Source organism: Wolbachia endosymbiont of Cylisticus convexus (assembly GCF_003344345.1).
Genome location: NZ_QPIP01000199.1, coordinates 1 through 2,111, shown reverse-complemented (window position 1 = coordinate 2,111; position 2,111 = coordinate 1). Strand labels below are relative to the sequence as shown.

The 2,111-nt window shown below is 34.1% G+C and carries 2 protein-coding genes; one reads left to right on the top strand and one right to left on the bottom strand.

Features of this window, described 5'->3' with window-relative positions; genetic code table 11:
- The coding region (locus Wcon_RS10350; RefSeq protein ID WP_147269194.1) for a transposase at positions 1-385 on the top strand (385 nt) is incomplete at its 5' end.
- Here the strand turns inward: Wcon_RS10350 and Wcon_RS10345 are convergent.
- Positions 326-1,831 carry a recombinase family protein gene (locus Wcon_RS10345; protein ID WP_114517977.1) on the bottom strand — a complete coding sequence of 502 codons (1,506 nt, stop codon included), beginning with the start codon at positions 1,829-1,831 and terminating at the stop codon, positions 326-328. The genes Wcon_RS10350 and Wcon_RS10345 overlap by 60 nt on opposite strands.
- Positions 1,832-2,111 lie beyond the last annotated feature (280 nt).

The window sequence follows — 2,111 nt, the reverse complement described above, 5'->3', positions numbered from 1 at the left end:
TCTGAAAAAAATATATCGTGCTTCAAGTAAAGAAATTGCTGAGAATTATCTGCTTGAGCTGGAAGGAAAATGGGGAGAAAAGTATCCTTTAGTTATAAAATCCTGGCAGAACAATTGGGAAAACTTATCCAGTTATTTTAAGTATTCTGGGCCAGTTAGGAAGCTGATTTACACCACTAATCCAATTGAGGGGTTGCATAGACAAATCAGGAAATTTACTAAAACTAAGGGTTCATTTACTAGTACAAATGCCTTGTACAAACAGGTATATTGTGCTATAAAAAAGGTAGAGCAAAAGTGGATTATGGCTCTCCCTAATTGGGCTTTAACTATGTCTCAACTTGATATTTTCTTTCCAGATAGGTTGAAAATTGAGTTGAACTAAAAATGCGGCTTGACACACTTTTTTGAACATTCCCCGATTGAATATTTTTTTCTTTTCCTCTTCAACTATTTTTAAGCTCTGTTTTGCTGCTTTAATTCGTGGTTCAAATTCTTCTTTGCTAATATACCCTTGAGTATAGCTATCAATAAGTCTTGAAATGCCTTGTTTCAGCTTATCATCTTGTTTTTTAAGTGAATCAGTTATTTGATCACATGGTGATTTTTGAAGTTCTGAAAGCCTACGCTGATATTCCTTTAAAATTCTGTTTGGATTTTTTAATAGGCTTTTAACTTCTTCCCACACAGCTGTCTCTAATGTAGAAGCACGAATTGTTTTACTATTACAAATCTTATTACCAGCAAAACGGTAAGCATCTGCGCCAATACAACGATAACATTTTTTTTGAGACTTGCCATATCTTTTAGCATAATAAGAATACTGGCAACGCTTGCATACCAATAAGCCTTGCAATAGATTAGTTGTTCCTATTTGTCTTGCTCTTTGCCTTTTTGCGTTCTCAGCTAATTGCTTTTGAACTATATCAAACAAATCTTCATCAACTATTTTAGGTACTGGAATGTAAATCCAATGTTCCCTTTCAACACGATAGGTAGAACTATTCTTTTTAGGTTGTTCACAGGAATGTTTGTATGGTCTTATTTGCGGCAGCTTTGCACCTACCTTTGTTTTACCAAAAGCTGCTTGTCCTTTATAGACAGGATTTTTTAGTGTACCACAAAGCGTGCCTTTATTCCAGCATTTTCCCTTCGCTGACATGATAGACATGGTATTTAGCTGGCGACATACTTCTCCAGCACTCATTCTTTCTCTGCCTATCCAAGAAAATAGCTTACGAACCACTTCCGCTTCTTCTTCATGAACTTCAAACCGAGCTTGCCCTCCTTCCATCTGTTTATTTATATAACGGTAGCCGTAAGGAGCTCTACACATTACATTTACACTACCTTTTTTAGCTGCATAAATTTTTCCTCGACGACATCTTTCAGTAATCTTTGTGTGTTCATATTCTGCTATCATACCTTGCATTTGTAACAATAAATGAGCTTCTGGACTATCATTAATCTGATTATTTAAAAAAATTACTTCTACTTTTGCTTTCTGTAATTCTTCAAGTAAAACCATCTGATATGCATATTTACGCGATAAACGATCAGGAGAATGAATATAGATTATGTCAATTTTACCTTCTGCTACTTTATTACGTAATTTTTCTAAGGCAGGACGAACTAAATTAGATCCACTATAGCCATTATCAACGAATTTATGTTCATCTAGCAATTCATGCCCATCTGCTTTAATTTTATTTTCTAAAGCTGAAAGTTGACTTGCAATCGTATTCTCTTGTACTTGTTTTTCTGAAGAAACTCTTGCATATAAGCTTACTGTTAACATTTGATCCTCCTTGAAGTTCTTTTTTATTTGCATTTACTGAATACTTTAGCACTGGCATTAATTTTGTGTAGGCGTCTAATAAATATACCTCTGCCAACCTATCAGGTTCATAACTAACTCGTATGGCAAATCTTTCTTTACTGTTCATAACATTCCATTTAAATAATATGCTCATTATTAATCCACTACATTAAAGCTGATAATTAGTTCGTCATTAGCGTCATAAATAAATGGAGCTCTTACTTTTGGACATAAAAGTTTTCTGGAAATACTTTTTTCAAGTTTTAAATTGTTGGCAACATTGTCGTAGGTG